21 protein-coding genes are annotated in these 20,104 nt (G+C 57.6%); 10 read left to right on the plus strand and 11 right to left on the minus strand.

The genetic code is table 11. The annotated features are described in order from the left end of the window. Positions 1 to 95 precede the first annotated feature (95 nt). Complete coding sequence (gene gndA / locus SLH47_RS06365) at positions 96 to 1,493, plus strand: NADP-dependent phosphogluconate dehydrogenase (RefSeq protein WP_320238624.1); 1,398 nt, start codon at positions 96 to 98, stop codon at positions 1,491 to 1,493. Between the two features lie 186 nt (positions 1,494 to 1,679). Beyond that, positions 1,680 to 2,456 (plus strand): LytTR family DNA-binding domain-containing protein, encoded by a 777-nt coding sequence (locus SLH47_RS06370; protein WP_320238625.1) that lies wholly within the window; start codon positions 1,680 to 1,682, stop codon positions 2,454 to 2,456. Between the two features lie 512 nt (positions 2,457 to 2,968). On the opposite strand, the gene phoB is transcribed toward SLH47_RS06370, so the two are convergent. The 7 genes from phoB to SLH47_RS06405 all read right to left on the minus strand — a co-directional run bounded on the left by phoB (position 2,969) and on the right by SLH47_RS06405 (position 10,327). Next, positions 2,969 to 3,658 (minus strand): phosphate regulon transcriptional regulator PhoB, encoded by a 690-nt coding sequence (phoB, locus tag SLH47_RS06375; protein WP_320238627.1) that lies wholly within the window; start codon positions 3,656 to 3,658, stop codon positions 2,969 to 2,971. A 1-nt stretch (position 3,659) separates the two neighbouring features. Then, positions 3,660 to 4,370 carry a phosphate signaling complex protein PhoU gene (phoU, locus tag SLH47_RS06380; protein WP_320238629.1) on the minus strand — a complete coding sequence of 237 codons (711 nt, stop codon included), beginning with the start codon at positions 4,368 to 4,370 and terminating at the stop codon, positions 3,660 to 3,662. Between the two features lie 11 nt (positions 4,371 to 4,381). After that, positions 4,382 to 5,182: a phosphate ABC transporter ATP-binding protein PstB gene (gene pstB, locus SLH47_RS06385; RefSeq protein WP_320238630.1), complete on the minus strand. Its 801-nt coding sequence runs from the start codon at positions 5,180 to 5,182 to the stop codon at positions 4,382 to 4,384. Between the two features lie 12 nt (positions 5,183 to 5,194). Beyond that, positions 5,195 to 6,535: a phosphate ABC transporter permease PstA gene (pstA, locus tag SLH47_RS06390; protein WP_320238632.1), complete on the minus strand. Its 1,341-nt coding sequence runs from the start codon at positions 6,533 to 6,535 to the stop codon at positions 5,195 to 5,197. Further along, complete coding sequence (pstC, locus tag SLH47_RS06395) at positions 6,532 to 8,013, minus strand: phosphate ABC transporter permease subunit PstC (protein ID WP_320238633.1); 1,482 nt, start codon at positions 8,011 to 8,013, stop codon at positions 6,532 to 6,534. The genes pstA and pstC overlap by 4 nt, the downstream gene beginning before the upstream one ends. A gap of 129 nt (positions 8,014 to 8,142) precedes the next feature. Next, positions 8,143 to 9,171: a substrate-binding domain-containing protein gene (locus SLH47_RS06400; protein WP_320238634.1), complete on the minus strand. Its 1,029-nt coding sequence runs from the start codon at positions 9,169 to 9,171 to the stop codon at positions 8,143 to 8,145. A 127-nt stretch (positions 9,172 to 9,298) separates the two neighbouring features. Continuing rightward, positions 9,299 to 10,327, minus strand: a complete 1,029-nt coding sequence (locus SLH47_RS06405) for a sensor histidine kinase (protein ID WP_320238636.1) — start codon at positions 10,325 to 10,327, stop codon at positions 9,299 to 9,301. Between the two features lie 151 nt (positions 10,328 to 10,478). On the opposite strand from SLH47_RS06405, the gene SLH47_RS06410 reads away from it, so the two are divergent. After that, positions 10,479 to 10,886: a hypothetical protein gene (locus tag SLH47_RS06410; protein ID WP_320238637.1), complete on the plus strand. Its 408-nt coding sequence runs from the start codon at positions 10,479 to 10,481 to the stop codon at positions 10,884 to 10,886. An 18-nt stretch (positions 10,887 to 10,904) separates the two neighbouring features. On the opposite strand, the gene SLH47_RS06415 is transcribed toward SLH47_RS06410, so the two are convergent. Genes SLH47_RS06415 through SLH47_RS06425 form a run of 3 tightly spaced genes read right to left on the minus strand, consistent with a single transcriptional unit; the run spans position 10,905 to position 12,941 of the window. Then, complete coding sequence (locus SLH47_RS06415; RefSeq protein ID WP_320238639.1) at positions 10,905 to 11,423, minus strand: gamma carbonic anhydrase family protein; 519 nt, start codon at positions 11,421 to 11,423, stop codon at positions 10,905 to 10,907. Further along, positions 11,420 to 12,058, minus strand: a complete 639-nt coding sequence (gmk, locus tag SLH47_RS06420) for a guanylate kinase (protein ID WP_320238640.1) — start codon at positions 12,056 to 12,058, stop codon at positions 11,420 to 11,422. Before gmk ends, SLH47_RS06415 begins: the two co-directional genes overlap by 4 nt. Positions 12,059 to 12,062: 4 nt before the next feature. After that, positions 12,063 to 12,941 (minus strand): YicC/YloC family endoribonuclease, encoded by an 879-nt coding sequence (locus SLH47_RS06425; RefSeq protein ID WP_320238642.1) that lies wholly within the window; start codon positions 12,939 to 12,941, stop codon positions 12,063 to 12,065. 226 nt (positions 12,942 to 13,167) lie between these two features. Here SLH47_RS06425 and SLH47_RS06430 point away from each other — a divergent pair, with 226 nt between their 5' ends. After that, a complete protein-coding gene (locus tag SLH47_RS06430) occupies positions 13,168 to 13,806 on the plus strand; it encodes a PAS domain-containing protein (protein WP_320238643.1) in 639 nt (212 codons plus the stop codon). Here SLH47_RS06430 and SLH47_RS06435 read toward each other — a convergent pair whose 3' ends face one another. After that, positions 13,807 to 15,177, minus strand: coding sequence for a class II 3-deoxy-7-phosphoheptulonate synthase (locus SLH47_RS06435; protein ID WP_320238644.1), 1,371 nt, complete (start codon positions 15,175 to 15,177; stop codon positions 13,807 to 13,809). A gap of 194 nt (positions 15,178 to 15,371) precedes the next feature. Between SLH47_RS06435 and SLH47_RS06440 the strand changes: the two genes are divergently transcribed. The 6 genes from SLH47_RS06440 to SLH47_RS06465 all read left to right on the plus strand — a co-directional run bounded on the left by SLH47_RS06440 (position 15,372) and on the right by SLH47_RS06465 (position 20,102). Further along, on the plus strand, positions 15,372 to 16,373 hold the full coding sequence (locus SLH47_RS06440) for a GlxA family transcriptional regulator (protein ID WP_320238645.1): 1,002 nt from the start codon (positions 15,372 to 15,374) through the stop codon (positions 16,371 to 16,373). A 159-nt stretch (positions 16,374 to 16,532) separates the two neighbouring features. Continuing rightward, positions 16,533 to 17,717 (plus strand): ABC transporter substrate-binding protein, encoded by a 1,185-nt coding sequence (locus SLH47_RS06445; RefSeq protein ID WP_320238646.1) that lies wholly within the window; start codon positions 16,533 to 16,535, stop codon positions 17,715 to 17,717. Between the two features lie 91 nt (positions 17,718 to 17,808). After that, positions 17,809 to 18,588, plus strand: a complete 780-nt coding sequence (locus tag SLH47_RS06450) for an ABC transporter ATP-binding protein (protein WP_320239082.1) — start codon at positions 17,809 to 17,811, stop codon at positions 18,586 to 18,588. Continuing rightward, positions 18,585 to 19,184 (plus strand): hypothetical protein, encoded by a 600-nt coding sequence (locus SLH47_RS06455; protein ID WP_320238647.1) that lies wholly within the window; start codon positions 18,585 to 18,587, stop codon positions 19,182 to 19,184. The genes SLH47_RS06450 and SLH47_RS06455 overlap by 4 nt, the downstream gene beginning before the upstream one ends. Before the next feature lie 49 nt (positions 19,185 to 19,233). Beyond that, positions 19,234 to 19,392 carry a hypothetical protein gene (locus SLH47_RS06460; RefSeq protein ID WP_320238648.1) on the plus strand — a complete coding sequence of 53 codons (159 nt, stop codon included), beginning with the start codon at positions 19,234 to 19,236 and terminating at the stop codon, positions 19,390 to 19,392. Then, positions 19,389 to 20,102: an ABC transporter ATP-binding protein gene (locus SLH47_RS06465; RefSeq protein WP_320238649.1), complete on the plus strand. Its 714-nt coding sequence runs from the start codon at positions 19,389 to 19,391 to the stop codon at positions 20,100 to 20,102. The genes SLH47_RS06460 and SLH47_RS06465 overlap by 4 nt, the downstream gene beginning before the upstream one ends. Positions 20,103 to 20,104: the final 2 nt, after the last annotated feature.

A 20,104-nucleotide genomic window follows, 5' to 3' on the forward strand; every position in this document is an offset into this window, starting at 1 on the left:
AGACGCGGGAAATCGCTGCCAGCCCGTTTGCATCCGGCCCACCAGTGCCTATACCAAGTCCGAACCCAACAGGATGACAAGGACCTCGCCCGCATATGAGCACAGCAGAGATTGGCCTGATCGGCCTTGGCACGATGGGCGCGGCCCTGGCACTGAACATCGCGGATAACGGCTTCGACATCGCCGTCTGGAACCGGACCACCGCCAAGACAAAACAGTTTCAGGCCGATGCAGGCGCGCTTGCCGCAAAGGTGACTGCAACAGAATCGCTTGAGGACCTGGTCGCGGCCATCAAGAAACCGCGAGCCATCATCCTTATGGTTCCGGCAGGTCAGGCGGTCGATGATCAGATCGAGGCCCTGCGCCCGCTGCTTGACGACGATGACCTGATCATCGACGCGGGCAATGCGAATTTTCACGACACGAACCGGCGCGCTACGGCGGACGAAGGGCCATTTCTGGGCATCGGCGTTTCAGGCGGCGAGGAAGGGGCGCGCTTTGGCCCTTCCATCATGGGCGGCGGGAAACGCGACCATTGGGATCGCGTCGCACATATCCTGACGGCCATCTCGGCCAAGCATCAGGGCACCCCCTGCGCCACCTGGATGGGTGAGGATGGGGCGGGCCATTTCGTCAAGGCCGTCCATAACGGGATCGAATATGCCGATATGCAGATGATCGCAGAGATCTACGGGATGATGCGTGACGGTCTTGGCATGAATGCGGCAGAGATGGGTGATGTGTTTGCCAAGTGGGACAAGGGATCGCTTAAGTCCTACCTTATCGAGATTTCCGGCAAAGTGGCCCACACGACTGATCCCGAAACCGGCAAACCGATGCTGGATGTCATCGTTGATGCGGCTGGCCAAAAAGGCACTGGGCGTTGGACAGTGATTGAGGCGCAGCACCTTGCGGCGCCCATCCCCGCGATCGAGGCGGCTGTTGTAGCCCGCAACCTTTCTTCACAGCGCGCCAATCGCGCGCTGGGCGAAGACACATTCGGCGCGGCACCGCACCGGCTTGCCCATGACATGATGGCAACCGAAACGCTGGAACAGGCGCTGATCGCAGGCAAGATCCTGTGTTATGCGCAGGGTTTCGAGATGATCAGCAAGGCATCCGAGGAATTTGGCTGGGCCCTGCCCTTGCCCGAGATCGCCAAAGTTTGGCGCGCCGGCTGTATCATCCGGTCAGCGATGCTGGATGATATGGCAACAGCCCTGGCCGCTGATGCGCAACAGAACCTAATTTTTGCGCCGTATTTCGCCGAAATGATCAAGAAAACACATAACGCCCTTCGGCAAGTCGTGGCCCAGGGTGCCCTACACGGCATCGCGATGCCCGCACTCTCATCCGGCCTTGCCTATTTTGATGCAATGCGCACCGCCCGCGGCACCGCCAATATGATCCAGGGACAGCGGGATTTTTTTGGGGCGCACGGTTTTGCCCGCATCGACGGCGGTGAGGGACATCATGGGCCGTGGGGCGGTTGAAACCAGGTGTCGACAGATTTCTATTCGTGCCTCATTCGGTCGAACAGCGTACAAGAACGCTGTCCACTGGCGCCAAGTGATATGCATTTTGTCCAATGTTTCCAGATCAGAAACCTGTAATTGCTGCGATGTATGTCCGCTCTACGAATAAACTAATCTCCATTTTGTGATTGGAAACGGCTGGATATGACGATCAGATTGCCGATCCTCAACAAGGCTGTGCTGCATCGAAAACTGCGCGTCTTTGGTGGGGCTTTGATCACTCTATCGATGCTCGGGCCCTTCGGAACGTTCAATGACTTCGGGATACTGGGCCGCGTCGCCTATTGGGGTTCCATTCTGATGGTCTGCAGCATCGTCTTTGAAGTGACGGTGCCCGGCTTTTTGTACAATGACAGCCTGAGACGTAAACTCTCACGCATGCCCCGCTTCGTAATTGGCGTCTTGTCGGGGAGTATCGTTGGGTTTGCGTTTGTTATCTTGATTGACGCCGCTGCGAGAGAGCCAATCAGAGCAGTCATGTTGCCTTACGTCTTTGTGTCAGTGACAATGATTGGTGGCTTCATCTGTTTCATCAGTTTCATGCCGCCCTTTGCACAACATGCGGAAGCGTATGGAGATGCTCAGATCGACTTTGAACGCATCGCCTTTTTCAATAAGTACCCACAATTCAAAGGGTCGCGCATTCACTGGATCGCTATTGAGGATCACTATGCCAATGTCGTTACAGCGACCGGGCAAGTATCTCTCCATGCCACGATGCGCAATCTTGAAAAGCAGCTGAAAAACTATCCCGGTATGCGCATCCATCGGTCCTATTGGGTCGCTCACGAACAGATCGAAGCGGTGTATCGAAAGGGCCGTACAAGGATGATTAGGTTGACAGACGGTACCAGTTTACCGGTCGGTGGAACATATCTCGAAGCCGTCGAAAGGCTCATTGCTGAACGCAGCAACCGATAAAGTGAACCACCCGCTGGTGAATTCGGCAAGGAGGGCGTCTCTGTGTAAGCGCCAGTGCTTCCTTAGTAGTCCAGGTCGTAATAGTCATAGGGATGTTCCATGGACCAGAAACACTTGGAAGTGTACTCCCATTCGTCGCAAACGCCGCCGCAATTTGGGCCTGCGACTGCACCCGACTGGCTCGCTACAGCGGTCAACATCACCAATGAAAAAAAACCTTCGCAAGCGCGATGACCCGTTCGAAAGTTTACCTCAGACGCACATGCCATGTCGTTCTCCCATTTTTGAGGGCTAATGCGTACCGCCAAAAGGGCATGAGGATGCGCCTCGCTCAACAGGTCGGAGTTGGCGTTTTCGCCAATTTGCCGGCTGTTTCGTGAATATGATGGCTTGCCCTGACCGTACAAAAAACCAAACAACAAAGACCGGTTTTGAGCTCTTGAGTTGATTAGTGGGCAGGAGGCAATCCAGTTGTCCGGTGTCTCGGGACAGCCGACCTGTGCCTCGCCGGTCTAGCCCAACGCGTAGCCCGCACCCCGCACAGTCCGCACCGGGTCGCTACCGCCATGCTGGGTCAGCACCTTGCGCAGGCGGCCCACATGGACATCCACGGTGCGTGTATCCACATAGATATCGCGACCCCAGACCCGGTCGAGCAGCATGTCGCGTGACCAGACGCGGCCGGGTTTTTCCATAAACGTGGTCAGAAGCCGAAACTCTGTTGGGCCGAGTTTTAGCGGGTTGTCGTTACGGGTCACCCGGTGTGTTTCCGCGTCCAGCACGATGTCGTCAAAGGTCAGCACCTGACCCACTGTCGCCGGACGCACGCGGCGCAATTGCGTGCGCACACGCGCCATTAGTTCGGACACGGAATACGGCTTGACAACGTAATCGTCCGCGCCGGTCTCAAGACCGCGGACCTTGTCGACCTCCTCTGAGCGGGCCGAGAGCATGATGATTGGGATGGCCCGGGTCTCTGGCTTGATCTTCAACCGCCGACACACTTCGATCCCCGAAAGGTTCGGCATCATCCAGTCGAGGACGATGACATCCGGCGTGTCTTCATCGACGCAAATCATCCCCTCTTCACCATTTTCCGCGCGGGTGACGCGGAACCCTTCGGCTTCGAGATTGTATGCAAGCACTTCGCGTTGTGCGGCTTCGTCTTCCACAATCAAAACATGAGGTTGTTGTGCCATCATCTTAGCTCGGGTCAGTCACGTATGCCGTTTTGTCACCTTTTGGGCGTGCTTCGTCAGGCAGTTCGCCCGATACCAGATAAATCACCTGTTCCGCCATATTGGTCGTCAGGTCGCCCATCCGTTCGATATTCTTCGCCATGAAATGCAGATGCATGCACGCTGTGATATTGCGCGGGTCTTCCATCATGAAGGTCAGGAATTCGCGGAAGAGCGCGTTATACATCTGGTCCACTTCATGGTCGCGCTGCCGAACGTCCTCGGCCAGATCGATATCGCCGCGCAAGTAAGCGTCCAGCGTGTCTTTCAGCATCGCCTCAACCTCACGCGCCATCCGGCGCAGCGCGGCGTCGGATCCGCTCACCGGGCTCATCTCAACCAGTACGCTCGTCCGCTTTGCAATGTTCTTGGCATAATCGCCAATCCGTTCGAGCGATGCTGCCAGACGCAAAACCGTCAAGATCGAGCGCAAATCCTTTGACACTGGTGCGCGCAACGCGATGGTGCGTGCCGCCTCTTCATTGATCTGTTCTTCCAGCTGATCGATGGCGCGGTCACCGGCGCGGACTTCCTCGGCCAGTTCCACGTCGCGCTCGGCCAGAGACTTTGCCGCTTTCAGGATCGCCTCTTCGACCAGACCGCCCATCTTCATGATCAGGGTCGTGATCCCCTCCAGATCGCGGTCATAGGCCGACGAGATATGTTGTTCGTTCATCAAACTGCTCCTCACCCGATCCGCCCGGAAATGTAGCTTTCGGTGCGCGGATCCTGCGGGTTGGTAAAGATCTTGTCGGTGGCGTCATATTCCACCAGGTTCCCAAGGTGGAAGAAAGCGGTCTTTTGGCTGACCCGTGCGGCCTGCTGCATCGAGTGGGTGACGATCACCACCGAAAAGCTTTGGCGTAGCTCATCGATCAGGTCCTCGACCTGCGCTGTGGCAATTGGGTCAAGCGCGGAACAGGGTTCGTCCATCAACAGCACTTCGGGCGCCGTTGCAATCGCCCGCGCAATGCAAAGGCGCTGCTGCTGCCCGCCGGAGAGACCCGTGCCGGGCGCCTCAAGGCGATCCTTTGCCTCGTCCCACAGGGCCGCCTTGCGCAGGGAGCGTTCGACAATCTCATCCAGCTCCGCCTTGTTGCGGGCGAGCCCGTGGATTTTCGGCCCGTAGGCCACGTTATCATAGATGGACTTTGGGAACGGGTTGGGCTTTTGAAACACCATCCCCACTTTGGCGCGCAACTGCACCGGATCAACCTTGGCGTCGTAGATGTCTTCGTTGTCGATCAGGATATCGCCTTCGACGCGCGCGACATCAATTGTGTCGTTCATCCGGTTGATGCAGCGTAGAAAAGTTGACTTACCGCAACCTGAAGGGCCGATGAAAGCCGTCACCGTCTTGTCGTCAATATCAACGTCGACATCCTTGATGGCATGCGTATCGCCGTAATACACCTGCACCTTTCGGGCCGAGATCTTGATGTCCTGTTGCGTACTCATTGCGCGATCCACATGTATCATATCTTCCATTGTCAGCCCCTCCTACCAGCGCCGTTCAAAGCGGCGGCGCAGAATGATCGCGATGATGTTCATCGTCAGCAGGAAGATCAAAAGAATGATAATCCCGCCCCATGCTTTCTCAAAGAACGCTTCATCTGAACGCGCTGCCCAGGTGTAGATCTGTGCCGGCATGGCCGAGTTCGGATCCAAAAGACCGGATGTCAGACCATCCGGGTATTCGCGTGCCACATATCCCACCATCCCGATCAACAGAAGCGGTGCGGTTTCGCCCAAAGCTTGCGCCAGCCCGATGATCGTGCCCGTCAAGATGCCCGGCATCGCCAAGGGCAGGACATGGTGGAACACGGCTTGCATTTTTGATGCGCCCACACCCAGTGCCGCGTCGCGGATTGATGGTGGCACGGATTTCAACGATGCGCGGGTTGAGATCACGATTGTGGGCAAGGTCATCAGCGTCAGAACCAAACCACCCACCAATGGTGCAGATTGCGGCAGATGCGCGAACTGGATGAAGACGGCGAGGCCCAGAATACCAAACACAATCGACGGCACGGCAGCGAGGTTTGAGATATTGACCTCAATGAGGTCCGTGAATTTGTTCTTAGGCGCAAATTCCTCAAGATAGATCGATGCGGCCACCCCGATGGGGAGCGACAGCAAAAGCACCACCAACATCATGAAGAACGATCCGATCACGGATGCGCCGATACCCGCGCCGCCGGGATTATCCACGCCCGTATCGGTGCCGGTGATGAAGTTCCAGTCAAACGCGCTGCCGATAATGCCCGCATCGACCATAACATCGACCACATCCAGGTCGGCCACCTCAAGAAAACGGCCATCAACAACCATATCGCGGGTCAGACGGCCTTGCAGATAACGCTCGACCCGGCTCGCGGCGGGCAATTGCAAGGCCACCGCCTGTCCGATTTGATCGGGGTTTTCGCGATAGAAGCTTCGCAGATCGCCGCCGACTTTCCCCAAAAGCCGTTCAATCGTGTCGCCGTCAAATTCGACATCCAGCCCTTGTTCCTGGAACTGGGCCGTGACGTTTTCGACAAATATGTCCGTGTAGACGGCGGTCTTGAGCATTCTGCTCTCAGCGTCATCGAACTGCTCTTGCGTCAGGGTGAATTCGACATTCACCACGGTCTGCGTGAATGCGGGGATGCCATTGCGCAAGATCGAATAGGCAAGAAAGACAAGGAACGCCAAGCCGATAGAGATCGCGAGGACCCCATACATCTTGAACCGGGTCTCGGCCGCGTTCCGCTTTTTCATGCGCGGGGATTCAGTGAGCAGTGAGGCACGTTGCGCTGGTGACGGTGCCGCAGCGGGCGCGCTGGATGTCGCGTCGGTCATTCGTACTGCTCCCTGTATTTGCGCACGATATAAAGTGCAAAGATGTTCAGCCCGAGGGTGACCACAAAAAGGCTGATCCCCAATGCAAAGGCCACCAGCGCCTCGGGCGAGGCAAAGTCACTATCACCTGTCAACTGGCTGACAATCTTGGCGGTCACGGTTGTCATAGCGTCAAACGGGTTGAGCGACAGGCGTGCCGCGGCCCCTGCCCCCAGCACCACAATCATAGTCTCACCAATGGCGCGCGATGCAGCAAGCAGCACCGCCCCGACGATCCCCGGCAAGGCGGCGGGGATGATCACCTGACGCACGGTCTCGGAATGCGTGGCGCCCAAGCCCAGTGATCCGTCCCGCATCGCCTGCGGAACCGCGTTGATGATGTCGTCGGAAAGCGAGCTGACAAACGGGATCAGCATGATGCCCATCACAAGCCCCGCGGTAATCACCGCTGTGCCGCCTGCCATCCAGTCCACACCCAATGCACCGTCATCGCCAAATACGCTGACAAGGAGCGGTCCCACTGTCAGCAGAGCAAACAGACCGTAAACGATGGTGGGGATACCGGCCAGCACCTCCAGCATTGGCTTGGCGAAAGCGCGGACCGATTTGGACGCGTATTCCGAGAGGTAAATCGCCGCGAAAAGGCCAATTGGCACGGCCACCAAGAGCGCGATGACCGAGATGTAAAGCGTGCCCCACAGAAGCGGGATGATACCCAGTTCAGACGACCCGCCCCGGCCAGAGAAACTCGGCGACCACGACAGCCCAAAGAAAAAGTCCGTGATCGGGTAGAGCCTGAAGAACTCATAGGTGTTGAAGATGAGCGACAGGACGATCCCAACGGTCGTCAGAATGGCGATGGAGGCGGCGGCGATCAGGACCAGCAGAATGCCGTTCTCAACCACATTCCGCGCGCGGAAATGGGGCGTGACGAGCCGCCATGAAACCGCCAATCCACCTATCGAAATCGCCAGGGTCGCAAGCGTTTTCAGCACATTGCCAGTACCGGCCATCTCGCGATAGCGCTGCGCCGCGCGCAGCGTATCCGATGTGACGTCAGATCCAAGCGCCACGCCAACATCCGCCAACCGCTCGCGCACATTGGTGAACTCGACACGCATATCCGATGCCATCTCTTGGGTCATCGCACCTTCAGCAACAGCAGCGTCCAAACCCTCTGCCACGCGCCGCACATCCGACATCACAAGGCTTAAAGAGCCACCACTTTCGATACTGCGGTCGCTGATCATTCCGGAAACCGAGTTGTTAATCACAAAAGGCTGGACGATCAGCCACAAGAACAATGCCAGCGCTGCGGGAACAATCGCGTTCAGACCGACATGCGCGCCGTAGTAGGACGGGAGTGAGTGCAGCTTGCGCGCGTCACCATCTGCGACGGCGATTGCGCGGGTGCGGCCCAGGAAAAACCCAACGATGCCAAGCCCCAGAATGATCAGTAAGATCAGCGTATTCGACATGTCTTGTCCCCCTGCGGCCCTTTTCGTTTTCGCCCTTATGAGGCAACCAGTTCAAATCGCTGCAGTATGACTCAAGAGAAATCTGGTCGGCCTCACGCAAGGCAAGGCCGACCAATCACCATGAGGCGATTAGTTCATGGTCACATTGCTTGCGACCGCTTCCTGCGTCCCAGCCAGCTCTGGGTCAGACACCAGACCGTAAGCAGCCAGTGGGCCGGATGGGCCAGCCACTTCGTCAGAAACGAAGAAGTCAGCATATTCCTGCAGACCTGGGATCACACCCAGATGAGCCGCCTTGATGTAGAAGAACAGTGGGCGCGACACGGGGTACACACCTTCAGCGATGGTTTCGGTAGTTGGCTCAACACCCGACATTGTCGCCACTTTCAGCTTGTCTGTGTTGTTTTCGTAGAAAGCCAGACCAAACACACCAATCGCGTTTGCGTTTGCGTCCAGACGGGCCAGTGTTTCTGTGTAGTCACCGTCGATGTCGACGGACTTACCGTCGGTGCGCACAGCCAGACATGCATCTTCTGCATCGTCTTCGGACATGCCAGCAGCCATCATGGCTTCGAATGCACCAGTGGCTTCACAACCAGCAGCGATGACTTTTTCTTCAAACACTTCACGTGTGCCGTGCTTGGTGCCCGGGATGAAAGCGAGGATTTCGGCATCTGGCAGGTCCGGGTTGAAGTCAGACCAGCTTTCATGCGGGTTGTCGACAAGCTCGCCATCAACCATCACTTGTGGGGCCAGCGCGTTGAAGATGTCGGAAGGCTCGAACGCGGTGAATGCAGGACCGTCTGTTTGCGATGCAAAGACGATGCCGTCATAGCCGATGCGCACTTCGATGATGTCAGTAACACCGTTTGCGGCGCATTCAGCAATTTCGCGCTCGCGGATCGCGCGGGACGCGTTTGCGATATCGATGGTGTTTTCGCCAACACCTTCGCAGAAGCGCTTTAGACCAGCCGAAGAACCGCCCGATTCAACAACAGGTGCGGGGAAGTCAAAGTTCTCACCGAATGCTTCAGCGACGATCGACGCGTAAGGCAGCACAGTGGAAGAACCAGCAACCTGGACGTTGTCACGTGCAAGTGCTGTCGTAGCAGTAAGGGCAATGGCCGCGGTTGTCGCGGTCAGTTTCATGATCGACATCAAATCACTCCTGTCAGTCAAACATAGGTCGTGCGCGCACCGCGCGACCCTCAGGCGCGGTCCTAACGAACCTCACGCGATGCTTTTGTGACAGTCTTGTAAAAGTTTTATGACAGTGAATTTGATTCTAATTTGTTGGAAGAAAAACAGAGATTTGCGTGCCCTGCCCCTCTTCACTTTCAATCAAAAGCCGCCCCCGATGGCGATTCACGATGTGCTTGACGATGGCGAGACCGAGCCCCGTGCCGCCCACTTCGCGCGATCTGTGGTTGTCGACGCGATAGAATCGCTCTGTCAGGCGTGCAAGGTGATGTGATGCGATCCCCTCGCCCTTGTCAGCGACCCGGATTTCAACACCTTCGCCGCGCAATCGTTTGTGCATGGACTTGGGGTAAAGCGTGACAAGGATTTCCTTGCCAGCCGCACCATATTTGATGCCGTTCTCCACAAGATTGGTGAAGACCTGCACCAATTGTCCGGCATCGCCCGGCACCATCTCGTCACTGCTTTGCAGATCAAGTTTCACGTCGACGTCAGCGTTCTCTGCCTGTGGCTCTAACCCCTTGATCACGGACGACAATAGCGCACCAAGATCGACATGTTCGCGGGGCCTCACCCGTTCATCTTCTTCAACACGGCTGAGCGACAAAAGATCATCGACAAGCCGCGTCATCCGGTTGGCCTCATGCGCCATAATGCCCAGAAACCGATCACGCGCTTCGGCATCCTCGCGTGCAGCGCCACTGAGCGTTTCGATGAAGCCCAGCAAAGCAGTAAGCGGTGTACGCAATTCGTGGCTGACATTGGCGACAAATTCCCGGCGCATCTTGCCGGCCTCCTCGGCCGCTGTCTGATCTTCGAATGTCAAGACCGTGTCACCCCCCGCCTCAGCCAGAGATACACGGTAAGTCGTGTCCTTTTCGCCGTCGCGCCCGACGAATCGCGTTACTGCGCCGCCACCGGTACTGCGCACCTTCGCAATCGCATCGATAATCGCAGGCTGTCGCATGGCCGTAATGTAATGCTTGCCCACTAAGTCCGGGCCCAAGATCGCCTCAAGCGGCTCGTTGGCGACGCGCACCCGCTCGTCGGGGCCAACAATCAGTACAGGCAACGGCAGTGCATCAATGACTGCGGCAATTTGCTCTAATGTCACGGCTCGACCTCACGTTATAGTGATGCTCCCACTCACTCTTACATCGCTGACACGGTGTACGCATATTATTTTTGATGGCACGGAAGGAAATGCTTCTAACGCCCTGATTTCGATAACGAATTGTCAGCGACAAATAAATATTGAGGACCAAATGTCGGGACAAAACGCGCCAGAATCCGCCCACTGGCATCCTGAAATCCTTATTGAAACTGGTCGCGCTACGCTTGTGATCGGTGACCTGGAACGCTGGGCGGCCGAGGGGCGGCGCATGGCTGATGCGGGCGATGTTGACTTTGCCCAGATTGATGCGCTCGACGGGGACCTTCTGAAGAGGGTCAATCCGGATATCGTCTTGTCTGCCCTGGTCGCGGACACTTTCGATGCCGTTGATGTCGCGCTGAGATTGATCACCTGCAGCTACCGCGGCAAGTATCGCGCGATCACTGACCAGGAGGTCGACGCGCCCCTTATCACCCGGGAAATCAAATCCTTATCGGATGAACTTGATTTTGGACTACTGGTACTGCGCGCGCCTCCACCCGCCGCGAATGACGGCTAGGGCAATGCCGGTCGTCACTTACTGATGCAGATCCCGCATGAAGCGGGCCGCGTTTTGCTGATAATGCAGCGCCGATGCGCGTAAACCGTTAATCTGCGCATCATCCAGAGGCCGGATCACCTTGCCCGGCACCCCCATGACCAAAGAACCGTCCGGAATCGTCTTCCCTTCGGTAATCAGCGCCCCTGCCCCGATCAGGCAATTTTCACCAATAACGGCCCCGTTCAGCACCGTGGCACCCATACCAATCAGGCTGTTCTGACCAATGGTGCAGCCATGCAGCATGGCCTTGTGGCCGATGGTGCAACCATCACCGATCGTCAGCGGATAGCCCATATCCGTGTGGAGCACGCAGTTTTCCTGAATATTACTGCCCGCGCCGACGCTGATCAGCTCATTGTCGCCCCGCAAAGTCGAGCCAAACCAGATCGATGACTTTGCGCCCAGTCTGACGCGCCCGATGACATAGCAACCCGGCGCAATCCAGGCATCCTCTGCCACATCTGGCTGCACTTCACCCAAGGCGTAAACGCTCATACCCGTTCTCCGAATTCCGCTTGCAAGCTGCGCACATGGTCCACCAATTGCGGTTGCTGTGAGCGCCGCAAGCGCTCCGCACTGATGATCGTCTTCAGATGCGCCTCGGTCTCGTCCAGATCATCGTTGACAAGCACATAATCATAGCCATCCCAATGGCTGATCTCGTCCCAGCTTTTCTGCATCCGCTTTTCGATCACATCCTCCGCATCTTTGCCTCGGCTGACCAGACGGCGGTGCAATTCGGTGATCGATGGCGGCAGGATGAAGATCGACAGCACATGTTCCTGCAAGGCCGAATTGCTGATCTGTTGTGCGCCCTGCCAGTCGATATCGAAAAGCACATCGCAGCCCTTCTCTATCGCATTCTGGACCGGTGCCTTTGGTGAGCCGTAGTAATTGCCGAACACCTGCGCATGTTCGAGCATCTGACCTTCGGCCACCTGGCTTTGAAACTCGGGGACCGAGACAAAGACGTAATCCTGCCCATCCACTTCACCTTCGCGGGGCGCGCGTGAGGTGGCCGAGACGGAAAAGCGCAAGGTCGCGTCCCATGCGCGCAGGCGCCCCGCCAAGGTTGATTTGCCCGCTCCGGATGGAGACGACAGGATGATTAAAAGGCCGCGTCGGGGCATCACGCTACTCCACATTCTGAATTTGTTCGCGCATCTGATCAATGACCGCCTTTAGATCAAGGCCAATCGCCGTCAGGTCCTTTGACTGCGCTTTTGAACACAATGTATTGGCCTCGCGGTTAAATTCCTGTGCAAGAAAATCAAGCTTGCGCCCGGCTGGCCCATCACTGTCCAGCAAATCGCGCGCGGCAGCGATATGGGCGCCCAAACGGTCGATCTCCTCGGTCACGTCGGCCTTGACCGCCAAAAGCGCGAGTTCCTGCGCGATGCGCTGCGGGTCGATCTCGCCCACATCTTCAACCACGCGGCGCAAGGCGGCACTCAGGTTTTCGTGCATCTGCGGCACCCGCTCAGCCGCCGCTTTGGCTGCAGCCGCGGTCAGATCCGCAATCTGATCAAGCTGCCCTGCGATCAGCGTCTTGAGCGCGGCCCCTTCGGTTTCGCGCATGTGGATGAAGTCGGCGAGAAGCAGCGGAAAATCTTCTTGAAGGCCTTTGGCCAGCGCCTCGTCATCGTCTTCGGCGGTGGCATTTTTCAGCACGCCCTTTTGTGACAGGACATCTGCCGCATGGGGCTGTGCCAGCGTCACACCCATGGCAAAGGCACGCTCCTGCACAAGGTCAAGGGCGCCTAGCACGGCCTCAAGCTGGGTCTCGTCCACGCTCAGCGTCTCCGACGCCTCCTCGCGGTTAAGCCGCAAATTCAGCGTCACGTTGCCCCGCGCCAACCCAGCCTGCAAAGCCGCGCGCAAAGGTATCTCAAGTGCTGTCATCCCGTCGGGCAGCCGCAGCCGCAAATCAAGACCGCGCGCATTCACGCCCCGCATTTCCCAACGCCATGATGTCGCCCCGGATGTCCCGGCCCGGCTGGCAAAAGCGGTCATGGATCTGATCATCGGCGGCCCCGGTGTGTAAAAACCTTCGCAAGCACCTACGTGAAAACCGCCATAAGGGGCAAGAGCAGGTGCAATCCATCCGTTCTTCTTCAGCAAGCATTAACCGTTTTACACTTTATTAAGTGAACGGGGCGGTAAGCTTTGTTAAATTCCTCTTAACGTAAAGCTGGTATCGCTCCACCCCAGGGGCAGCCAAGGTTCGATTGAGGTCAAGATGACAACTGCGAGTGATATTCCGACACGGCGACGCTCTGACAAGGCTGGAGCAAATGATGCAACGCTTAAGAGCCTTGAGGCATATTGGCAAAACCTGCGCCATGCGCAGAAGATCCCGTCGCGCAACGATATCGAACCGCGCCAGATCGACGATGCGCTGCCGCATGCCTTTATTTTGCAGCGTGTAGCCCCTGGTGTCGCCCGGATGCGGGTTGCGGGGCAGAACCTGCATGACCTCTTGAAAATGGATGCGCGGGGCATGCCGATCAGCACGCTGATCCTGCCGGAGGCGCGTGATGAGATCGCCGAACTGATCGAGACGGCGTTTACCACACCGGCAATTGTCGCGATCCCTCTTTTGTCGCCGGGCACGATCCTGCGGCAAGAACTGACGGGGACGATGCTGCTTCTGCCGCTGCTCGACGCGAAGGGTGAAACAACACGTATTCTTGGCGCGCTTGTGACCGATGATGCACCGGGCAACCGTCCGCGGCGTTTTCAGATCCAGCCCGGCAAAGCGATCCGGAACGATCCGCTGCGCCCACAGCTCGCCAGCGTCCAAACCACGCCCCGCCAGACGAAAAAAGAGCCGAGCACATCGCGCCCGGCCCTGCGTTTGGTCGTCAACAACGGGTAGTTAGCCCGCCTTCGCCTGCTGCAGATCATTGCGGCGGGCAGACAGTTCCTCGGCCACCAGGAACGCGAGCTCCAGCGATTGCGAGGCGTTCAGGCGCGGATCGCAGGCGGTGTGATACCGGTCCGACAAATCCTCATCCGTCACAGCGCGCACGCCGCCAGTGCATTCGGTCACGTCCTTGCCGGTCATCTCGAAATGCACACCGCCGGGCACAGTCCCTTCAGCATTATGGACGGCAAAGAACTCCTTCACCTCGCGCAGGACGCTTTCAAATGGCCGTGTCTTGTAGCCGGTCGAGGACTTGATCGTGTTGCCGTGCATCGCGTCACAGGTCCAGACGACGTTGGCGCCTTCTTCTTGAACCGCCTTGATCAGTCGCGGCAGATGCTCACCAACCGACCCGGCGCCGAAGCGCGCGATCAACGTCAGACGCCCAGCCTCATTTTCGGGGTTCAGTGAGGCCATCAGCGATTTCAGATGTCCGCTTGTCATGCTGGGCCCGCATTTCAGGCCAATCGGGTTTTGCACGCCTTTACAGAACTCCACATGCGCGCCATCAGGCTGACGCGTGCGGTCCCCGATCCAGATCATGTGCCCCGAACCTGCGAGCCACTTGCCGGATGTGGAATCCAGACGACACAGCGCCTCTTCATATTCCAGAAGCAGCGCCTCATGGCTGGTGTAGAAATCAACGGTCTGCAGTTCATGGTTCGTTTCGGTCGTCAGACCAGCCGCTTCCATGAAGTCCAGTGTATCGCTGATCCGTTCAGCCATATCGCTGTATTTCTTGACCTCGTTGGCATCGGTGAAGCCGAGCGTCCACTTATGGACCTCATGCACATTGGCAAAACCACCGGTCGAAAATGCGCGCAACAGATTCAGCGTTGCCGCCGCCTGCAGGTAAGCCTGCAGCATGCGTTCCGGGTCGGGCACACGGCTGTCTTCGGTGAAATCAAACCCGTTGATGATGTCACCGCGGTAGCTGGGTAGTTCCACACCATCTACGGTCTCGGTCGGTGCAGACCGCGGCTTGGCCATCTGCCCGGCCATGCGACCCACTTTGACCACAGGAACCTTGGCGCCGTATGTCAGCACCACGGCCATCTGCAGCATCACCTTGAACGTGTCGCGAATACCGTCGGCAGAGAACTCTGCAAAGCTTTCCGCGCAATCACCACCTTGCAGCAAAAACGCCTCACCACGGCTAACCGAGGCGAGTTCCGCCTTCAGGCGCCGCGCCTCACCTGCGAAGACCAACGGAGGATAACCGGCAAGACGCGCCTCAACAGCGCTGAGCGCGGCTGCATCGGTATAATCAGGCATCTGAACCCGGGGCTTGCTGCGCCAGTCAGATTTTTGCCAGTCGGTCATTGTCTTGCTCCATATCCAAGAGAGGTTAGCGTTATCAGGATGCTCGTATAACCTGCAGGTGCAGGTACGCCAATGGCAAAATGTGAAGACGCCACTTGATCAAAAAGCCAGTCGCGCAAGTGACTTTCCCTCTTGAAGGGTGCCGTCAAAACTGGTGTGGTCTGTCATCAAAATGCGCGCACCGGAAAGCCACAATGACGACCGAACCCCAGATCATCGACGTTGACCACAGCGGCAAACCGCGCCGTTTCGTGTTTGTCCTGATGGATGATTTTACGATGCTTTGCTTTGCGGCCGCACTTGAAAGCCTGCGCATCGCAAATCGGACTGCGGGCAAAGAGCTTTATACGTGGAAGATCATTGCGGAAGGCGGCGAAGAAGCCACCTGCTCGAACGGCTGTTCCTTCCGTGTCGCGGATGATCTGGTCGAGCTGGAGCGTGATGATACGGTCATGCTGTGCGGCGGCATAAATGTACAGGCGGCGACTACAAAGCGTGTGCTGAACTGGTTGCGGCGCGAGGCCCGACGCGGTGCACGGATCGCGGGGCTTTGCACCGCTGGATACACGATGGCCAAGGCGGGGCTTCTTGACGGCAAGAAGGCCACGATCCATTGGGAAAATCAGGACAGTTTCGCCGAAGAGTTCGAAGAGGTTGAACTGACAAAGTCAGTCTTTGTGGTCGATGGGCAGCGGATCACGACAGCGGGCGGAACAGCCTCGATCGATCTGATGATCAAGCTGATCGCCGACGAACATGGGGAAGAGCTGGCCAACGCTGTTGCTGATATCCTGATCTATTCTGCAATCCGCACCGATCAGGATACGCAGCGCCTGTCGATCCCGACCCGGATTGGCGTCCGACACCCCAAACTCAGCCGCGTCATCCAGATGATGGAGCAGAATATCGAAGAGCCGATCAGCCCCGCGATCCTTGCCCGCGATGTGGGTATGTCGACCCGACAATTGGAGCGACTCTTCCGGCGTTATCTGTCGCGCAGCCCCAAGCGATACTACATGGAGTTGCGCTTGCAAAAAGCGCGCAACCTATTGATGCAAACGGATATGACCGTGATCAATGTGGCGCTCGCCTGCGGCTTTGCGTCCCCGTCGCATTTTTCCAAATGCTACCGCTCGCACTACGACACAACCCCCTATCGTGAGCGCGGTAGCCATAGCGCACGCCTATCCGTCTGACACTGGCCACACTGCCCGCGCGCCTTGGGGTATCACTGGATCATCGGCCCGCAAAACCCTCATATTTCGGGCGCTTTGCCTTTTGGTTCACGCTTTCCTTTTGGAAACGGCCTGCTAATCTGCGCCGCAGGATAAAGAAATCCGATAGGGAGAATAAACATGAAAAAACTGCTCATGGCGACCAGCGCGGTCGCAATGATGGCGGGCGCTGCGCATGCCCAAGAGGTCAAAATCGGGGTGATCCTCGGCTTCACCGGACCACTTGAATCGATCACACCCGCAATGGGTGCTGGTGCAGAACTGGCGATGCAGGAAGTGACGGATTCCGGCGCACTTCTTGATGGTGCCACTGTGACATCCGTGCGCGGTGACAGTACCTGCATTGATGCGGGTGCGGCGACGGCTGCTGCAGAACGCCTGATCACATCGGACGAGGTCGACGCGATCATGGGTGCGGATTGTTCGGGCGTGACCGGTGCAATCCTGCAGAACGTCGCCCGCCCCAATGGCGTGGTGATGATTTCACCCTCCGCGACATCCCCTGGCCTCTCCACTGCAGAAGATGACGGACTGTTCTTCCGCACCGCGCCTTCTGACGCACGTCAGGGCGTGATCATCACCGAGATCCTGCAAGATCGTGGCGTGGGCGAGGTTGCCCTGACCTACACCAACAACGACTACGGCAAAGGTTTGGCGGACGCTTTCCAGGCTGCGTTTGAGGCTGCCGGTGGATCGGTGACCATCTCCGCAGCACATGAAGACGGCAAGGCCGACTATTCTGCCGAAGTCGGCGCGCTTGCATCCGCTGGTGGTGAAGTGCTGGTTGTGGCAGGCTATGTCGACCAGGGCGGCTCCGGCATCATCCGCTCAGCCCTTGATACCGGCGCGTTCGACACGTTCTACCTGCCAGACGGCATGGTGGGTTCTGTACTGAACGACAATTTCGGCGAAGAACTCAACGGCTCTTTCGGTGCTTATCCCGGCACGGATAATGCCGGTGCAGGCAAATTCGTCGAAATGGCCGAGGCTGCGGGCTTTGACGGCACCAGCGCCTTTGCGCCCGAATCCTATGACGCCGCTGCACTGATCATGCTGGCCATGCAAAAAGCAGGCTCCACTGATCCCGCAGCCTTCAAAGATCACGTCTTTGATGTAGCCAATGCCCCCGGTGTCGAGATTATGCCGGGTGAACTGGCCCGCGGGCTTGAGCTGATCGCAGCTGGCGAAGACATCGACTATGTCGGCGCCTCAGCCGTCGAGCTGATCGGCCCCGGTGAATCTGCAGGCAACTATCAGGAAATCGAGTTTTCCGATGGTGTCTATTCCACGATCAAATTCCGCTAAGCCGGGCACTTGATCTTCAAGCGGCGCGGGGGTATCGCCCTCGCGCCGTTTTGCAAAAGCGGCCACGGGGCGTGGCATGCAGGGAACATCAATGATCGTTGTCGAAGACCTGGTTAAAACCTTTGGCGGCTTTCGCGCCGTAGATGGCGCGTCTCTGACGATCAACGAAGGCACAATCACCGGGTTGATTGGCCCTAACGGCGCAGGAAAAACCACGCTTTTCAACGTGATCGCAGGTGCTCTTGAACCAACTTCAGGCCGTGTGACCCTGCGCGGCGAGGACATCACCGGCCTGCCGCCACATGAGCTTTTCCATAAAGGCCTCCTGCGCACCTTCCAGATCGCGCACGAATTCTCATCCATGACCGTGCGCGAAAACCTGATGATGGTTCCGGGCGACCAATCGGGTGAGCGCCTCTGGAACGCCTGGTTCGGGCGCCGCCGCATCGCGCAGGAAGAACGCGCGCTGCGAGCGAAAGCCGACGAGGTGATAGAGTTCCTCACTATCGAACATCTCAAAGATGAAAAGGCGGGCAACCTCTCCGGCGGGCAGAAGAAGCTGCTGGAACTGGGCCGCACCATGATGGTCGACGCGCAAATCGTGTTCCTAGATGAGGTAGGCGCAGGCGTAAACCGTACCCTTCTGAACACGATCGGGGACGCAATTATCCGCCTGAACCAAGAACGCAACTATACATTTGTGGTCATTGAGCATGACATGGACTTTATCGGCAAGCTCTGCGACCCGGTCATCGTCATGGCCGAGGGGCATGTGCTGGCCGAAGGGACCTTGGAAGAGATCAAGGCCAATGAACAGGTGATCGAGGCCTATCTCGGCACCGGACTTAAGAACAAGGAACTGGTTTCATGATGCGTTTCGTCGTCAGCCTGATCCTTGGCCTGATGGCCACGCAGGTGGCCGCACAAGAGGTTGTTGGCCGGTCTGTCGTTGAAGGCCGGACGGTGGATCTTCTTGATGACGGGACCTGGGTCTATACCGAAGCCATCGAAGGCGATTGCAGCGCGATAACCCCGTTTCTTCAGTTCTGCGGCCAGACTGCGGGCTGGTCGCCCACCACGATCCCCAATCCCGATGTCATTGCTGCATATCGCTACGATGACCGGCATTACGGCCAAGTGATCTCGGAAGAGTTGGGTGCGCGGGACGGGCTGACCGCTGCGTTGATGCGCGAAACGGTGATCAGCAATGCCGCTGGCGTTATCGGAGTGCGACCACAAGATATTCCGGTGGTTGATGTCTATCGCTCGCGCGCAGGGAATGCCGGGGTCGAGACTGTGGTCTACACGTTTACGATCGATGGGCTGGATGTCGTCTATGCCAACGGCATTTACACGTCACCAAACCGCACGATGCAACTAGTGACATTCGCAGTTGGCCAAGAGTTCACTGATCGGCACCGGGCTCTGCACGACGCATTCCTTTCACATATGCGGATTTCGAAATAGCCGCATCACACCATCACCGACCCGACCAACTAGCAAAGGTTAAGACGATATGAAATTTTTGTTGACCGTCCTGCTCGGCGCAATACTCGGGGCCGCCGGAACGCTTTACTACATCTATATCAACCATGCGGACCCGACCGAACAGGCGCTGATGCGTGACACGCTGACCACCTATGCGCCGTTCCTTGCGGAGTACATCAATCAGTGAGTGAGCCGTTCCTGATCGGGGAGGCCATGACCGGCGGTTATGGCAAGGGTCCTGATATCCTGCATGCCTGCACGATTGCCGCCGAAAAGGGCGAGATTGCCGTGATCGTGGGCCCCAACGGGGCGGGCAAATCGACCGCGATGAAGGCTGTTTTTGGCATGTTGAATGTCAATCAGGGTGCGGTGCGGCTGGATGGCGAGGATATCACCCACCTCTCCCCGCAGGAACGTGTTGTGAAGGGGATGGGGTTTGTGCCGCAGGTCGCAAACATCTTCACCTCCATGACGGTTGAAGAGAACCTCGAAATGGGCGCCTTCATCCGCCGCGACGATTTCAGTGAAACAATAGCGCAGGTCTATGACCTGTTCCCGATCCTGAAGGAAAAACGCCATCAGGCGGCGGGCGAGCTTTCGGGCGGACAACGCCAGCAGGTCGCCGTGGGCCGGGCGCTGATGACCCAGCCCAAGGTGCTGATGCTGGACGAACCCACCGCTGGCGTCAGCCCCATCGTCATGGACGAGCTCTTCGACCGCATCATCGAGGTCGCCCGCACCGGCATCCCGATCCTGATGGTCGAACAAAACGCCCGCCAAGCGCTTGAGATCGCAGACAAAGCCTATGTGCTGGTCCAGGGCAGGAATGCGCATGCGGGGACTGGGAAAGAGCTGCTGGCTGATCCCGAAGTAAGGCGGAGTTTTTTGGGTGGATGAGG

This window comes from Cognatiyoonia sp. IB215182, assembly GCF_033963905.1.
GTDB lineage: Bacteria > Pseudomonadota > Alphaproteobacteria > Rhodobacterales > Rhodobacteraceae > Yoonia.

Excerpts from the sequence above, each read along its gene's own strand:
- phoU (WP_320238629.1), bottom strand. The coding sequence starts at position 4,370 with ATGAACGAACAACATATCTCGTCGGCCTATGACCGCGATCTGGAGGGG.
- gndA (WP_320238624.1), top strand. The coding sequence starts at position 96 with ATGAGCACAGCAGAGATTGGCCTGATCGGCCTTGGCACGATGGGCGCG.
- SLH47_RS06430 (WP_320238643.1), top strand. The coding sequence starts at position 13,168 with ATGACAACTGCGAGTGATATTCCGACACGGCGACGCTCTGACAAGGCT.
- SLH47_RS06415 (WP_320238639.1), bottom strand. The coding sequence starts at position 11,423 with ATGAGCGTTTACGCCTTGGGTGAAGTGCAGCCAGATGTGGCAGAGGAT.
- SLH47_RS06370 (WP_320238625.1), top strand. The coding sequence starts at position 1,680 with ATGACGATCAGATTGCCGATCCTCAACAAGGCTGTGCTGCATCGAAAA.
- SLH47_RS06425 (WP_320238642.1), bottom strand. The coding sequence starts at position 12,941 with ATGACCGCTTTTGCCAGCCGGGCCGGGACATCCGGGGCGACATCATGG.
- pstC (WP_320238633.1), bottom strand. The coding sequence starts at position 8,013 with ATGTCGAATACGCTGATCTTACTGATCATTCTGGGGCTTGGCATCGTT.
- SLH47_RS06455 (WP_320238647.1), top strand. The coding sequence starts at position 18,585 with ATGATGCGTTTCGTCGTCAGCCTGATCCTTGGCCTGATGGCCACGCAG.
- pstA (WP_320238632.1), bottom strand. The coding sequence starts at position 6,535 with ATGACCGACGCGACATCCAGCGCGCCCGCTGCGGCACCGTCACCAGCG.
- SLH47_RS06435 (WP_320238644.1), bottom strand. The coding sequence starts at position 15,177 with ATGACCGACTGGCAAAAATCTGACTGGCGCAGCAAGCCCCGGGTTCAG.
- SLH47_RS06440 (WP_320238645.1), top strand. The coding sequence starts at position 15,372 with ATGACGACCGAACCCCAGATCATCGACGTTGACCACAGCGGCAAACCG.
- SLH47_RS06400 (WP_320238634.1), bottom strand. The coding sequence starts at position 9,171 with ATGTCGATCATGAAACTGACCGCGACAACCGCGGCCATTGCCCTTACT.
- gmk (WP_320238640.1), bottom strand. The coding sequence starts at position 12,058 with ATGCCCCGACGCGGCCTTTTAATCATCCTGTCGTCTCCATCCGGAGCG.
- pstB (WP_320238630.1), bottom strand. The coding sequence starts at position 5,182 with ATGGAAGATATGATACATGTGGATCGCGCAATGAGTACGCAACAGGAC.
- SLH47_RS06460 (WP_320238648.1), top strand. The coding sequence starts at position 19,234 with ATGAAATTTTTGTTGACCGTCCTGCTCGGCGCAATACTCGGGGCCGCC.
- SLH47_RS06450 (WP_320239082.1), top strand. The coding sequence starts at position 17,809 with ATGATCGTTGTCGAAGACCTGGTTAAAACCTTTGGCGGCTTTCGCGCC.
- SLH47_RS06445 (WP_320238646.1), top strand. The coding sequence starts at position 16,533 with ATGAAAAAACTGCTCATGGCGACCAGCGCGGTCGCAATGATGGCGGGC.
- phoB (WP_320238627.1), bottom strand. The coding sequence starts at position 3,658 with ATGATGGCACAACAACCTCATGTTTTGATTGTGGAAGACGAAGCCGCA.
- SLH47_RS06410 (WP_320238637.1), top strand. The coding sequence starts at position 10,479 with ATGTCGGGACAAAACGCGCCAGAATCCGCCCACTGGCATCCTGAAATC.